Origin of the sequence: Chryseobacterium sp. AG363 (assembly GCF_003610675.1) — a bacterium.
GTDB lineage: Bacteria > Bacteroidota > Bacteroidia > Flavobacteriales > Weeksellaceae > Chryseobacterium > Chryseobacterium cucumeris.
Genome location: NZ_RAQF01000002.1, coordinates 1,851,656 through 1,864,445, shown reverse-complemented (window position 1 = coordinate 1,864,445; position 12,790 = coordinate 1,851,656). Strand labels below are relative to the sequence as shown.

Below are 12,790 nucleotides of genomic sequence, written 5' to 3'. Positions count from 1 at the left end.
TAACTATTAAGAATAATAAAGATTGTAAGAAAAGTTAAGATTCATCGCCGATGAATAGGAAATTCTGCTTCATAATAACTTTAGCTGTTGCCTTAATAATTCTTTATTCCTTCAAAAATCTTAATGGTTCAAATAAGTTTATTCAACCAGGGTACAAATTGGTCTATAGCTAAGTGAAACGCCTTTGCGAACGAAAACATAAAAAGTTAAACCATGAGCGTCTTTTGCGTTAAAAATCACACAAAATTGAGGAGAATTATTTCCCTTAAACGATTTTTTCTTAATACTTTTACTTCAACAAAACAGGAAACAATAAAGTTCAATGAAGAAAATTATGTACGGGCTGTTCTTCGGTGACAGCATTACCTACGGAGAATATGACGGAGTTTTTGGCGGCTGGGTAGATATTCTGAAAAGATATGCCCTGCAGAAATTTCATGAAGGAAATGGAGATGAACTGATCCTGTTCAATCTCGGAATAGGAGGAGAAACCACAGAAGGATTGCTCAAAAGAATTCCTCATGAATTGGCTGCAAGAAATTCTGCTGATGGAAATATCGTTTTTCTAAGCTATGGAGCCAATGATCTTGCGGTAAAAGATGGAGTACAGATTGTAGATCCTGAAAAATTTAAAACCAATATCAAAGAAGCTGTCGCACATGCCAGGCAGTTTTCCAATACCATTTATCTTGTAAGCATTCTTCCTTTCTCTCAAAAAATAGATGGAGTAGTAGTCAGCTCCGGGAAGAAAAGAATCAATGAAGATGTGGTTGTTTACAATCAAATTTTGAAAAATATTGCAGCAGAAGACTCATTGGGATATATAGATTTTTATTCTGCTTTCCTGGATGATAAAGAAATTCTGCTTTCTGCAGACGGTGTGCATCCTAATGAAAAAGGCTATGGAATGATGGCCGAAATCGCAATTCCAATCATTGAAAAGTATCTGTAATGCCTAATTTATTTTCTTATGGAACCCTGCAGAAAGAGCAGGTACAGCTTGAAACTTTTGGAAGAATTTTACAAGGTGAAAAAGATATCTTATCAGGCTATAGATTAAGTATGCTTGAAATTACAGATCCTGAAGTACTTCGGAAAAGCGGTCAGAAATACCATCCTGTACTTGAATTTTCAGGGAATGATAATGATCAGGTAGAAGGAGTACTTTTTGAGGTGACAGAAGAAGAAATTCTTCAGGCAGATGAATACGAAGTGGATGATTACAAAAGAATCAAAACCGTTTTTAAATCTGGAAAAGAAGGGTTTATCTATGTCGGGAAATAGTCATTGCAAGCAACGCGAAGCAATCTCACTATCTCCTATGAAATTCCAACGGTCTCTTTGTCATTCCGAGCAAAGGAAGAAATCTAAGCTTGAGTGTTCTCTCGCAGATTTCGCTAATATGACCAATTTAATATTCAATAGAAGTGGGCTTTAGCCCACTTATCCTATAAAAATAAATTCACTGGCTTCAGCCCAAACTTAAAAAAACTGCTGACATACCCCTGTCACAACCTGTTTTTATCTTTGTGCTAACAAAAAATCAATAAATGAATAACGTAAAAATAGAACCTTTTAAGGTGATCGGGATCTCTGTAAGAACAACCAATGAAAATGGACAGGCAGGAAAAGATATTCCGGTATTATGGGAGAAAATGATCAGCGAGAATATTGTCAATTCAATTCCAAATAAAATAGACAATACCATTTATTCCATCTATACAGATTACGAAAAAGACCATACAAAACCTTATACAACGGTTCTTGGATGTAAAGTCGAAAACCTTGATAACATCCCGGAAGGAATGGTTGGCTATTCTTTTGATGGTGGAGACTATCTGAAATTTGTCCCAAAAGGAGACCTTTCAAAAGGGTTGGTTATCAACGAATGGTTAAAAATCTGGGAAATGGGTTTGAACAGAACATTTACCGCCGATTTTGAAGTGTATGGAGAAAAAGCACAAAATCCTTCAGATGCCGAAGTAGATATTTTCATCGCTGTAAAATAACAAAAAGTGAAAAAACCTGCCTTCACAACCTTTGAACTGAAGACGTGATATTCCCCTCCTTCGGAGGGGTGTCAAAAATTCTTTGAATTTTTGACGGGGTGGTTAAACAATATTTGTCAACAATTCCCTAATTTTAACTAAAAACATATTTCCCATACACCAAGACTCCGACAATCACCGCTGCAATAGCTGTCAGCAATACAGCTCCGGCAGCAATGTCCTTAATAAAGCCAATTCTTTTGTCGAAATCAGGTTGAATGATATCACAGATCTTTTCAATAGCGGTATTAAAAATTTCAGCACTTAAAACAGCGAATGAGGCAATAAGAACCAAAGCGGTGTCTGTGCTGCTCAGGTTGAAATAAAAAATAAGGAAGAGATTGACAAAAAATGCGATGAGCTCAATCTGGAAATTCCTTTCCGTTTTTATCATCATCAAAACACCCCTGAAAGCATTGAGAAAACTTTTATGAATAGGAGGTTTTTCCATAATTCTGAACTTTTCAGACAAAGATAGCCTTTGTATTTTGATAAAAAATGATTCTTCGAAGAAATATAAGCATAATATCAAGGCTCAAAACAAATTAAGGATCTTTGTTAAAAACTCCTCCATATTATTCTTTTCTTTGTTGTATGTATTTATTATATTTGTAGAAACTTATTTTATAAATCTATGAAATTTATTATTTCAAGTGGTGAACTGCAGAAGGCTTTGCAAACTGTAAGTGGCGTAATATCAAGCTCTCAATCGAGACCGATTTTAGAAAACTATCTTTTTGAATTAGACGGAAATAATGTTACCATTACAGCATCTGACGGCGAGACAACTCTTGTTACTTCCCTGGAAGTAAAGTCTGATGATACAGGTAAATTTGCTGTTCCTGCTAAAATTTTTCAGGATTTTATCAAGACATATGGTGAACAGCCTCTGACATTTGTTGTAAAAGACAATGCCGAAGGTACCGGAAGCCAGCTTGAGATTTTAGATGAAAAAGATAATTTCGCAGTAGCATTAGACAATGCTGATGACTATCCTGAATTACCGGAATTCGACGCTTCCCAAAGTGTAACGATGCCGGCAGGAGTTTTGTCTGAAGCTTTGACAAACACACTATTTGCTACAAGTAACGACTCTCTTCGTCCGGTAATGACAGGAGTGCTTTTCCAGTTTGGAGAAAATGAAACCAATTTCGTTTCTACAGACTCCCACAGATTGGTGGTGTACAAAAGAGCAGACCTGATGAATGCCGAACCGATGGAGTTTATCATGCCTAAAAAGCCTCTTAACATTTTCAAAAATATCCTGGCAAGTTCCAATGAAGACGTTACCATCGACTTCAATGAGAATATGGCTAAATTTACTTTTGGTAAGCATATCTGGATCTGTAGACTGATTGATGGTAAATATCCGAACTATACAGCGGTAATTCCAAAAGAAAATCCAAATGTATTGACCATCAACAGAAACCTGTTGCTGGGAGCAATCAAAAGAGCGTCTATCATGTCTAACAAATCTACCAACCAGGTAAGATTCAAGCTTTCCGGAAATATTCTTCACCTTCATGCAGAAGATACTGAATATGCTAACAAAGCAGACATGCAGATTCCTTGCGACTACAACGGAGAAGATATCAATATCGGATTCAGTTCCAAATTCTTAACTGAAATGCTTACGATTTTAGGATCTGATGATATTACCATGAAAATGTCTCAGCCTAACAGACCAGGAATCATTGAACCTCTTGATGGTCTTGAAGAAAATGAAAATATCTTAATGTTATCAATGCCGGTAATCGGATTATAATATTACTATAATAAATAATAGAAAGCCGGAATTTTCCGGCTTTTGTTTATGAATTAGTGTTTGGTGATTTTATTTAAAATCAATTTTTTGATTTAGCTCTATAGGATTGTTTTTTTCTCTTAAACTTTTTTGGATTTCAAAAGTTGATTCTCTGAAATTTAACTTTTTCATACCTCCATTTCCATCATCAGTCATTGCTTTATATCCTGATGTTTTTATGTATGCATAAGGATCATTATAGAAATCCTGCATAAGCTTTTTGAATACTTCCCAATTGATTTCTTTTCCACCATTTTCTTCTGATGTATATAAATTTTTATGGTCAAATTTTTGAGTTTTAATTAATCGGAATAAATAATCTTCCTTATCATCATATATTTCTATAATCAAACCAGGCAAACCATGAAATATATATGGTCCTTCGGATATTTGAATTTCGTGAGAAAACCATGCTGTCCAATATCTGTCTCCATATGTTGTTTCAGCTTTTTGACATTTTATATTTCCAATCATTCTGATATCGTCAGTTAATGTCCAATTCATGACATTAGTAATTGGAATATAAAATTTATCCCTACTTATCATTGATGTGAAATATCTGAAAAATTGATTTGATTTTAGGTTTTTTTTCAGATATATTTGCTCATTAATGTTAGGATAACCCATTCCATAGCCATTCCCATAATAGATCATAGAATCTGATTTTTTTCTTGTATCATCACGGAAAACTGATTCCTGATTTAAAATATCCAGATAATATATTTTGGATTTTGTTTTTTTATATAATGTTGAAGGTCTATAGACAAGTTCATACATAATTGTTAAACTTTGAGAAGGAACAATAATATATGCAAGGAAAAAAAGAAGTAATATGACCTTTTTAAAAGTATATTTCTTATACATTTTAAGTTTATTATAAATCCCCTCTTTTGAAAAAAGGGGATAAATTATCTACATACATCTAAAAGCTGCCCATTCTCCTACGGAATTATCTCTTCCAATGTAAAGTCCACATTCAAGTCCGTACTGAGCACAAATATCATTGTTGCCCGTACTGCACATGTCACCATAAGATGTTCCGCCTTTTAAATCTTTCAATTCGTTTCGTGATAATTTTTTTAATTTTTTCATAATGCATTTATTTTAAAATTTGTAATTTAAATTTATATATAATTTTTTATTTTTAATTGTGGGAAACCGTATTTTCTAAAAAAAATCTATTTATAAGTAAATGAATCTCTATTGGTTATGTTTTTAATTTGTAATATTCTTTAAATTACTATTATTACTTTATTTGTCACTTTTAAAGTGCCTCTTTTTTAGTAGTTTTGTTCTAACTTAAAACGTTTATTTCGATCAATTTTCATCATGAAAATAAAGATACAGTCTTACCACACTTCAGATTTTCCTTCTGAGTTCACTACAGAAAATTACAGCGTGATTCTATGGAAAGGTTCTGGAATTTTTTCTGTAGACGCTATTAACTATTCTTATAGTGGATACAATATCCTGTTTCTTTCCCCTTATCAGAAGATGAAATTGGTTTCTGAATCGGAGGAAAACATCCATGTGCTTTTCTTTCATGGAGATTATTACTGTATAGAATATCATAAAGAAGAAGTGGCCTGCAACGGGCTTCTTTTCAATAATATTTATCTGAATCCCGGGGTTGAGCTGTCAGAAGAAAACTTCAATTATATTCTTGAGCTTTTTAATCATATCAAAAAAGAAGAAAGTGAAAAGCATCCGTTTTCTGAATCCATTATCAAGACCTATATTCAGCTCATTCTTGCTATCGGAAGCAAACAGAAAAGCAGTATTGAAAACAGCATAATTTCTAATGAAAAGCTTCCCAATAAAAATGCTGCAGAATTTCAGAAACTGCTGGAAACATATTTTAAAACAGAAAAAGAACTGTCATTTTACAGCGATAAACTGAACATTACCAATAGTACATTAAGCAAAGCGGTAAAAAAAGAATTTGCCAAAACACCCACACAGCTTATCAATGAGAGAATCATTCTTGAATCTAAGAAACTGCTTCATTTAACCTATCGGTCTGTCAAGGAAATTGCTTCAGAGTTAGGATTTGCCGATGAATTTTATTTCAGCAGGTACTTTAAAAAATCGGTTGGCTGCTCACCTAAAAATTACAGAGAAAAAGTAGGAATTTCTGTGGTGGCAAAAATGTCCATGTAATGTCCCGAAATGTCTATGTTGGCGCTCTGTGCATGTGAATACCTTTGGTAAAAAATAAATCACATGAAAAACTACAGACTTTACCATAGGCTACTACAATGGGATGCTTATTTTTTCAACTTTCTCAGAATTGCGATTTTCATTGTTATGGCTTGGATTGGAGGCTTGAAAGCCTTTCATTACGAGGCTGATGGAATTGTTCCTTTCGTTGCCAACAGCCCTTTGATGAGTTTTTTCTACAAAAATGCAGACCATAAAGTTATTAAGGAAGATAAAAAACGGGTTGCAGAATACACTTTGTATAAAAATCCTGAAGGAAAAGTGGTTCAGAAAAATATTAACTGGCATCAGGAAAACGGAACATATGCCTTTTCCTACGGTTTAGGGACAATGATCGTTGTAATAGGAGTTATGGTATTACTGGGGATTTGGTTTCCTAAAATTGGAACAATTGGAGGTGCTTTAACATTTTTAATGTCATTGGTTACCCTGTCATTTCTGGTCACCACTCCTGAAGTATATGTACCGAATCTGGGGGGAGATTATGCAACTCCCCAGTATGGTTTTCCCTATCTGTCAGGAGCAGGACGTCTCGTATTGAAGGATATTATCATGATGGCCGGAGGGTTGGTATTATTTTCTGATAGCCTGAAGAAGCTGGTGAGACCATTGGACCAATAGTTTCATGAATCAGCAGCACAAAGATTAACGAAAATTTATTATCTTAAAATCGCTTCTAAATTTCTCTATTTCTCAAAAAAACACGACATTTGTAGCTCGAAAAATCATCCATGAAAATGGTGGGATTTCAAATAAAAGTTTCAAAATAGAGCAGATGAAACCATAGGACACATCTGACGAATTAAATAAGTAGATAGATTAACAAATGAAAATATCAAACAACTGGCTGAAGGACTTTGTAAAAACGGAATCAAAAACTGAAAGAATCGGTGAATTCCTTACAGATATAGGTCTTGAGGTTGAAGGGATAGATAAATTTGAAAGTGTAAGAGGCAGCCTGGAAGGAATTGTTGTAGGTAAAGTACTTACCTGCGAAAAACATCCTAATGCTGACAAACTGAAGAAGACAACAGTAGAGGTAGGAAACGGAAAAGTGTTGAACATTGTTTGCGGAGCTCCGAATGTTGAAGCAGGACAGACTGTTCCTGTAGCCGTTGTTGGAACAAAAATCTATGATAAAACAGGAAACTTTTTTGAAATTAAAGAAGCAAAAATCAGAGGAGAGGTTTCTCAGGGAATGATCTGTGCAGAAGACGAACTAGGCCTTAGCGAAGATCATGGAGGAATTATGGTGCTGGATGAAACAAAATATGAAGTAGGGAAAAACTTTGCAGACTATTTTGAGTTGACTAATGATGAGGTTTTTGAAATCGGTTTAACACCGAACAGAACAGATGCCATGTCTCACTATGGTGTTGCCAGAGATTTACACGCTTATCTTTCTACGAACCAATTGAAGTCACAATTTAATAAAGTAGCTTCTGAAGTTTTGAATAGCGAAGGAACTCATGATTTCAAACTGGAAATTGAAGATGCAGAATTGTGTCCAAGATATATCGGTGCTGTGATTGAAGACGTAAAGGTAGCAGATTCACCGTCCTGGTTGAAAGACAGACTGAGAGCGATCGGACTAAGCCCGATTAATAACGTTGTAGATATTACCAACTATATTCTTCACGGATACGGACAGCCGCTTCACGCGTTTGATGCAGATAAAATTGCAGATAAAAAAGTGAAAGTAGGTGTAGTAAAACCGGGAACGAAATTCACGACTTTAGATGGTGTTGAAAGAACATTGAATGGTTCTGAAATCATGATCAAAGACGGTAAAGATAAGCCGATGTGTATTGCCGGAGTATTCGGTGGTGAAAACTCAGGAGTATCTGATACTACAAAAACAATATTCCTTGAAAGTGCTTACTTCAACCCGATTGCAGTGAGAAAAGGAGCAAAAGCGCATAGCTTGAATACAGATGCTTCTTTCAGATTTGAGAGAGGAGTAGACCCGAATCTTACCAGAACAGCCATCACTCACGCTATTAAAATGATTCAGGAAATTGCTGAAGGTAAATTGGTAGGTGACTTATTGGAAGAATATCCTAAGAAAATAGAGGACAATTACGTGATCCTTAGATTCTCTAAAATTGAGCAGATTTTAGGAACAAAAATCCACAGAGAAAAAGTAAAGGAAATCTTAAAAGCATTGGAAATTCAGGTTTTAAATGAAATTCCAAACGGTTTCGAAATCTCAGTTCCTGCATACAGAGCAGATGTAACAAGAGAAATTGACGTCATTGAAGAGATTTTAAGAATCTACGGATACAATAAAATTGATGCTCCACAGAAGATTTCGTTTACTCCTGTTAAGCTAAGCGCTAACGATCAGGACGAACTGGAAAACAGCTGGGCAAGAACTTTACAAGGCCTTGGTTTCAATGAAGTAATGAACAACTCTTTAACTTCTGTAAAAGACGAAACAGATGCTGTAAAACTATTGAACCCTTTAAGCGGTGATCTGGCATTCATGAGAAAGTCTTTATTGGAAGGACTTCTTCAGAATACAGTATATAACATCAACAGAAAAAATCAGGATATCAAGTTCTTCGAATTAGGAAAAATTTATCACAAAAAAGATAAATACGAAGAAAGAAAACAACTGGCATTACTTGTTTCCGGAAGAGATGTTGCAGAAAACTGGCTTCAGCCAAAATCTGCGGTAAGCTTCTATAACCTTAAAGCGTATGTAAAAGTTTTATTGGAAAGATTGGCTGTAGATTACAAAGAAGTAGCTCTAACTGATGACAGATTCTCTGATGCATTGGTATATGAAGCGGATGGTAAAGCATTGGTAAGAATCGGAAAAGTAGCGCCTGCTTTATTGAAAGACTTTGATATTGATCAGGAATGTTTCTATGCAGAAATTGAACTGGAATTAGCTCAGGAATTGCGTTCTAAAAATGAATTGAAATTCAAAGATATTCCGAAGTTCAACAAAATCAGAAGAGACTTAGCTTTATTGATTGATAAAACGGTAAACTATCAGGATCTATATCAGACGGCTAAGAAGAACAAATCTCCATTCATTAAAAACATTAATCTGTTCGATGTGTATGAAGGTAAAAATCTTCCTGAAGGTAAGAAGTCTTATGCAATGAGCTTCGAACTGTTAAACGAAGAAAAAACACTGGAAGAAAAAGAGATTACCGAGGTAATGGATTCTCTGATCAAAGCTTTCCAGAAAGAATTCAACGCTGAGTTGAGATCTTAATCATTGAAAATACATATTTCAACATAATAGAAACGGACTTGTTTAAGTCCGTTTTTTTGTTTTATTGCGTTGTTGTTAGGCTTGGGCTAAATTCCGTTCCTATTGAATCATATTAGTGATATTAGTGAAAAAATTAGTGTCATTAGTGTTAAAATAGAAATCGTGTATAAAAAAAATTATCCACAGGCTTTATCATTCCTAGGAATCTCAATATATTTTATAACCCAATTATAGTATAGATTCCTTGCTTTGCTCGGAATGACAAAGACACCGAAAAATTTTATCGGAGATAAAATCTTTGAGTCTTAAACCTGCTGTATATTAAGAAATTTATGCCATTGCGTTTTCCAACTTATGACTGTATAATAAGATCTTTTGCTCTGAAAAATATTCAAAATATCAAATGTTAAAGAATAATAAAATTCACGGCAACCCGTTTAAATAATATAATTTCCGTAAATTTGGGTTAATTCAAAAAGAAAAAAATGAAAAATCTTTTTTTAAGTATATGTACAGCGGCAGTATTGGCTTCATGTGGATCCATGACAAGCCCGTCTGCATCTAAAGTAGGGAAAGCTCAGCCTGCTCTTGCCAGCACAAAATGGACACTGGCTGAAACGGTAAAAGGTAAAGTTCCGACATTAAATATTGAAGGAGAAAAGATCACTGGAAATGCAGGATGTAACAACTATTTCGGAACAGCTACAATAGATCCGTCTACAGGAAGTTTTGCAGCGGGACAGATGGGATCTACGAAAATGATGTGCAGCAACATCGGAGTAGAGCAGAACTTTATGGATATGATGGGAAAAGCTAACAAATATGTGGTTTCCGGAAATACTTTAGAATTGTACAAAGACAATCTTTTGCTATTGAAATTCACAAAATCAGAATAAAAAACAAAAGGAACTCAATTGAGTTCCTTTTTTATGTTTAGAGTGTTATTAATCTTCCTCTTCTTCGTCGTACTTAGCCAACTCTTCGTCGCACCATTTGAACGCTGCTTCTACTACTTTAGTAGCCTCGTCTGCCATCGTTTCTTCATCATCACCTTCAAGATCATCTAACCACTCAACTTCTTCTTCCTCAACGTTTAGGATAAATCTTGGATATTCTGTATGAACTACGAATAGATCCTCTGGAAATTCCGAATTATCTGCTAATAAAAACTTTGGTAATTTCATTTTTTTAATGTTTTAACTTTCTCAAAGATAAATAAAATTATTGATTTAAGATGACTTCAAAAACATTTTTGAAACTTTTTCAGCTTTTTTGCTTTCAGAATAATCGTAGAACCCTTCTCCTGATTTTACACCCAGTTTTCCGGCTGTCACCATATTCACAAGCAATGGGTTTGGAGCATACTTAGGATTTTTGAAACCGTCATACATTACGTTCAGAATGGCAAGGCATACATCAAGACCAATAAAGTCTGCCAGCTGAAGCGGACCCATCGGATGAGCCATTCCCAGTTTCATTACCGTATCAATTTCTTCTACACCAGCCACTCCGTTATAAAGGGTTTCGATAGACTCATTGATCATTGGCATTAGAATTCTGTTGGCCACAAAACCTGGATAATCATTTACCTCTACAGGAACTTTACCCAAAGTTTTACTCATTTCATAAATGGCATCAAAAGTCTCTTTGGAAGTAGAGTATCCCTTGATAATTTCTACCAGTTTCATGATAGGAACCGGATTCATAAAGTGCATTCCGATTACTTTATCAGCTCTTTTGGTAGCCGCAGCAATTTTTGTGATAGAAATAGAAGAAGTATTAGTTGCAAGGATACAGTTGGCAGGAGCCAGTTCATCCATCTGAGCAAAGATCTTTAATTTAAGATCCAGGTTTTCTGTAGCTGCCTCTACAATAAGATCTGCAGAACCTGCAGCATCATTCAATGCTGTAAAAGTAGTGATGTTACCTAATGTTTCAGCTTTTTGCTCCTCTGTAAGGTTTCCTTTTGCAATGATTCTGTCAAGATTCGTAGTAATGGTTTTTAAACCTCTGTCCAAAGCTTCCTGGGATACATCTACAAGATTTACTTTAAAACCGCTTTGTGCGAAAGTATGTGCAATACCATTCCCCATGGTTCCCGCTCCGATAACTACAATGTTTTTAATCATTTTTCCTTTATTTTTTATAGATAGTTAAATTTTTTGCGTCTGTAAGATCCGATTGTGTGACAACAGCTGTAGAGTCAAAGGTAACATTTCCTACACTCTGGCTTTTTTTACTGTTATTCTGGTTGGAAACAGTAGCCGTTAAACCTCTTATCAATCGTTTTTTCTGATTCTTTGTAAGAAAGTCGGTGCCAACATACAATGTATATTCACCTTCTCTTCCCATGCCTTTTTGGATCAGGACTTCCAGGCTTTTGATCTGGCTTTTGTTCTTAAATTCTTTCAGAAAGCTCATCACAGGCTTATCAGAGGCAGGGCCACAGCATACACTTCCGTAGCTGATCTCTAAATAATTCTGATTCTTCTGAGCGTAAAAGAATGTGAAAGCGAATAGAGCCGTTGTTATTATTATTTTTTTCATGTTAAATCGCTTTAAAAATAAGCTTAAAATTTTACTTATTAAAATATTCCCAAACCTCCCTGGAAATATCTGAAATCATCCTGCAGTTGACTGCATCCGTTTCCGTTGAATTACTGACAAATACGGCTAATGCATAATGTTCTCCATTCGGTAAAGTAATGATTCCTATTTCATTTTCCGCACCTGTCAAACCTGCTTTATTTTTCCCGGAAGCTCCCGTTTTTCTTGCCACGGGAGTGTTTTTGGGAAGTTGTTCTACCATTTTATTCAATCCTGTGGAAGTAGACCATAGTACTTGCATCAGATAATCTGTAGATTTTTTGGAAAGTATTTTCCCGTCATAGAATTTTTTAAGGATATCGACTGCTGATTTTGTAGTACTGTAATTTTCATATTGAACATTCCAGTCTTTATGCATGTCTTCTTCATTATATTTGATCTGAAAACCTTGTACCCCTTTGGAATCCATGAATTTTTGAACAGTCTGGGTTCCTCCCAATAACCTGAGAAGAATATCACAGCCGTTGTTATCACTTTTGGCAACCGTATATTCAATCACTTCACTTAACGGAACTTCTGCATTCTTCCCGGCATATTGATCACGAAGCGGCGACCATGTATTTTCGAGTAAATTTGACTGATCCAGTTTAATTTTCTGATCCAGAGAAAGCTTTCCCTGGTCTATGGCATTCAGAACCGTTGCGGCAATGTGAAACTTGAATACACTTTGCATTGGCAGCTTTTTATCTGCGTTTTTATTGTATGTAAAACCATTTTCAAAACCTAGGACAGAAACGCCCACAGTAGCTTTTTTGTTCTTAAGGATTGAGTTTATTTTCTGTTCTAATAAAGAAGTCTGGGCAAAGGTAAATGCTGAAATCAGAAGGAAAAAGAATGCTGTTTTTTTCATAATATGATCATTAAAAAAGCCCTCTTCTGAAG

At 35.1% G+C, this 12,790-nt stretch carries 15 protein-coding genes; 8 read left to right on the top strand and 7 right to left on the bottom strand.

Going from position 1 to position 12,790, the window contains the following annotated elements; genetic code table 11:
* Positions 1-322: 322 nt before the first annotated feature.
* The 3 genes from DEU39_RS08555 to DEU39_RS08545 all read left to right on the top strand — a co-directional run bounded on the left by DEU39_RS08555 (position 323) and on the right by DEU39_RS08545 (position 2,009).
* Complete coding sequence (locus DEU39_RS08555; protein ID WP_082798730.1) at positions 323-952, top strand: SGNH/GDSL hydrolase family protein; 630 nt, start codon at positions 323-325, stop codon at positions 950-952.
* A complete protein-coding gene (locus DEU39_RS08550; protein ID WP_120231629.1) occupies positions 952-1,284 on the top strand; it encodes a gamma-glutamylcyclotransferase family protein in 333 nt (110 codons plus the stop codon). Before DEU39_RS08555 ends, DEU39_RS08550 begins: the two co-directional genes overlap by 1 nt.
* A gap of 266 nt (positions 1,285-1,550) precedes the next feature.
* A complete protein-coding gene (locus DEU39_RS08545; protein ID WP_120231628.1) occupies positions 1,551-2,009 on the top strand; it encodes a GyrI-like domain-containing protein in 459 nt (152 codons plus the stop codon).
* Positions 2,010-2,142: 133 nt separating this feature from the next.
* On the opposite strand, the gene DEU39_RS08540 is transcribed toward DEU39_RS08545, so the two are convergent.
* Positions 2,143-2,499 carry a diacylglycerol kinase family protein gene (locus DEU39_RS08540; RefSeq protein WP_120231627.1) on the bottom strand — a complete coding sequence of 119 codons (357 nt, stop codon included), beginning with the start codon at positions 2,497-2,499 and terminating at the stop codon, positions 2,143-2,145.
* A 183-nt stretch (positions 2,500-2,682) separates the two neighbouring features.
* Here DEU39_RS08540 and dnaN point away from each other — a divergent pair, with 183 nt between their 5' ends.
* Positions 2,683-3,813 (top strand): DNA polymerase III subunit beta, encoded by a 1,131-nt coding sequence (gene dnaN, locus DEU39_RS08535; RefSeq protein ID WP_034699704.1) that lies wholly within the window; start codon positions 2,683-2,685, stop codon positions 3,811-3,813.
* A 69-nt stretch (positions 3,814-3,882) separates the two neighbouring features.
* Here the strand turns inward: dnaN and DEU39_RS08530 are convergent, their stop codons facing one another.
* Positions 3,883-4,716, bottom strand: coding sequence for a GLPGLI family protein (locus tag DEU39_RS08530; RefSeq protein WP_120231626.1), 834 nt, complete (start codon positions 4,714-4,716; stop codon positions 3,883-3,885).
* 48 nt (positions 4,717-4,764) lie between these two features.
* Complete coding sequence (locus DEU39_RS24335) at positions 4,765-4,944, bottom strand: bacteriocin-like protein (RefSeq protein WP_120231625.1); 180 nt, start codon at positions 4,942-4,944, stop codon at positions 4,765-4,767.
* 237 nt (positions 4,945-5,181) lie between these two features.
* On the opposite strand from DEU39_RS24335, the gene DEU39_RS08520 reads away from it, so the two are divergent.
* The 4 genes from DEU39_RS08520 (at position 5,182) to DEU39_RS08505 (ending at position 10,197) form a co-directional block, all read left to right on the top strand.
* Complete coding sequence (locus DEU39_RS08520; RefSeq protein WP_120231624.1) at positions 5,182-6,012, top strand: AraC family transcriptional regulator; 831 nt, start codon at positions 5,182-5,184, stop codon at positions 6,010-6,012.
* A 63-nt stretch (positions 6,013-6,075) separates the two neighbouring features.
* On the top strand, positions 6,076-6,693 hold the full coding sequence (locus DEU39_RS08515; RefSeq protein WP_120231623.1) for a DUF417 family protein: 618 nt from the start codon (positions 6,076-6,078) through the stop codon (positions 6,691-6,693).
* Between the two features lie 205 nt (positions 6,694-6,898).
* Positions 6,899-9,301 carry a phenylalanine--tRNA ligase subunit beta gene (pheT, locus tag DEU39_RS08510; protein WP_120231622.1) on the top strand — a complete coding sequence of 801 codons (2,403 nt, stop codon included), beginning with the start codon at positions 6,899-6,901 and terminating at the stop codon, positions 9,299-9,301.
* A 485-nt stretch (positions 9,302-9,786) separates the two neighbouring features.
* Positions 9,787-10,197 carry an META domain-containing protein gene (locus DEU39_RS08505; protein WP_062671854.1) on the top strand — a complete coding sequence of 137 codons (411 nt, stop codon included), beginning with the start codon at positions 9,787-9,789 and terminating at the stop codon, positions 10,195-10,197.
* Positions 10,198-10,245: 48 nt separating this feature from the next.
* On the opposite strand, the gene DEU39_RS08500 is transcribed toward DEU39_RS08505, so the two are convergent.
* From DEU39_RS08500 to bla-A, 4 genes are read right to left on the bottom strand one after another with little or no spacing between them, the layout of a single operon-like run.
* On the bottom strand, positions 10,246-10,485 hold the full coding sequence (locus tag DEU39_RS08500) for a hypothetical protein (RefSeq protein WP_002977986.1): 240 nt from the start codon (positions 10,483-10,485) through the stop codon (positions 10,246-10,248).
* Between the two features lie 45 nt (positions 10,486-10,530).
* Positions 10,531-11,427, bottom strand: a complete 897-nt coding sequence (locus DEU39_RS08495; protein ID WP_183037416.1) for a 3-hydroxybutyryl-CoA dehydrogenase — start codon at positions 11,425-11,427, stop codon at positions 10,531-10,533.
* Between the two features lie 10 nt (positions 11,428-11,437).
* The gene (locus DEU39_RS08490) at positions 11,438-11,848 is read right to left on the bottom strand and encodes a hypothetical protein (protein ID WP_062671860.1); all 411 of its coding nucleotides are present in this window, start codon (positions 11,846-11,848) and stop codon (positions 11,438-11,440) included.
* A 31-nt stretch (positions 11,849-11,879) separates the two neighbouring features.
* Positions 11,880-12,758 carry a CGA/CIA family class A beta-lactamase gene (bla-A, locus tag DEU39_RS08485; RefSeq protein ID WP_120231620.1) on the bottom strand — a complete coding sequence of 293 codons (879 nt, stop codon included), beginning with the start codon at positions 12,756-12,758 and terminating at the stop codon, positions 11,880-11,882.
* Positions 12,759-12,790: the final 32 nt, after the last annotated feature.

What these genes read in the sequence shown, in the direction of transcription:
- DEU39_RS08500 (WP_002977986.1), bottom strand. Translation starts at nt 10,485, where the DNA reads ATGAAATTACCAAAGTTTTTATTAGCAGATAATTCGGAATTTCCAGAG.
- DEU39_RS08545 (WP_120231628.1), top strand. Translation starts at nt 1,551, where the DNA reads ATGAATAACGTAAAAATAGAACCTTTTAAGGTGATCGGGATCTCTGTA.
- DEU39_RS08520 (WP_120231624.1), top strand. Translation starts at nt 5,182, where the DNA reads ATGAAAATAAAGATACAGTCTTACCACACTTCAGATTTTCCTTCTGAG.
- dnaN (WP_034699704.1), top strand. Translation starts at nt 2,683, where the DNA reads ATGAAATTTATTATTTCAAGTGGTGAACTGCAGAAGGCTTTGCAAACT.
- pheT (WP_120231622.1), top strand. Translation starts at nt 6,899, where the DNA reads ATGAAAATATCAAACAACTGGCTGAAGGACTTTGTAAAAACGGAATCA.
- DEU39_RS08540 (WP_120231627.1), bottom strand. Translation starts at nt 2,499, where the DNA reads ATGGAAAAACCTCCTATTCATAAAAGTTTTCTCAATGCTTTCAGGGGT.
- DEU39_RS08515 (WP_120231623.1), top strand. Translation starts at nt 6,076, where the DNA reads ATGAAAAACTACAGACTTTACCATAGGCTACTACAATGGGATGCTTAT.
- DEU39_RS08505 (WP_062671854.1), top strand. Translation starts at nt 9,787, where the DNA reads ATGAAAAATCTTTTTTTAAGTATATGTACAGCGGCAGTATTGGCTTCA.
- DEU39_RS08555 (WP_082798730.1), top strand. Translation starts at nt 323, where the DNA reads ATGAAGAAAATTATGTACGGGCTGTTCTTCGGTGACAGCATTACCTAC.
- DEU39_RS08490 (WP_062671860.1), bottom strand. Translation starts at nt 11,848, where the DNA reads ATGAAAAAAATAATAATAACAACGGCTCTATTCGCTTTCACATTCTTT.
- DEU39_RS24335 (WP_120231625.1), bottom strand. Translation starts at nt 4,944, where the DNA reads ATGAAAAAATTAAAAAAATTATCACGAAACGAATTGAAAGATTTAAAA.
- bla-A (WP_120231620.1), bottom strand. Translation starts at nt 12,758, where the DNA reads ATGAAAAAAACAGCATTCTTTTTCCTTCTGATTTCAGCATTTACCTTT.
- DEU39_RS08530 (WP_120231626.1), bottom strand. Translation starts at nt 4,716, where the DNA reads ATGTATAAGAAATATACTTTTAAAAAGGTCATATTACTTCTTTTTTTC.
- DEU39_RS08550 (WP_120231629.1), top strand. Translation starts at nt 952, where the DNA reads ATGCCTAATTTATTTTCTTATGGAACCCTGCAGAAAGAGCAGGTACAG.